The sequence below is a fragment of the Thermus sp. FJN-A genome (genome assembly GCF_054655095.1).
The window spans coordinates 1-236 of the sequence record NZ_BAAHSC010000330.1 but is presented as its reverse complement, the minus strand read 5'-3'; the positions used below and the strand labels follow the sequence as shown (position 1 = coordinate 236).

The 236-nt window shown below is 63.6% G+C and carries 1 protein-coding gene; it reads left to right on the top strand.

What is annotated here, in order from left to right:
* Window positions 1–2 precede the first annotated feature (2 nt).
* A partial coding sequence (locus tag ACYQ0J_RS13950) for a transposase (protein ID WP_460171984.1) occupies window positions 3–236 on the top strand: 234 nt, incomplete at its 3' end.

Here is a 236-nt window from a genome sequence, read left to right as displayed (position 1 = left end):
CCGTGTTTAATAGGGGGGCACACCTTAGCACGAGGAGGTGCCCCGTGGACCAGGATACCTTGCGGATCTTGCTGAGGGAAGCGGTGCGGGAGACAGTAGCCGAGGTTCTGCAGACGGTTCTGGAGCTGGACCGGACGGCCTTCTTGCAGGTGCACGGAGGCCGCAGGAACGGCTACTACCCCCGCAAGCTGGAGACCACCTTCGGCCAGGTGGACCTGAAGGTCCCTAGGGATCGG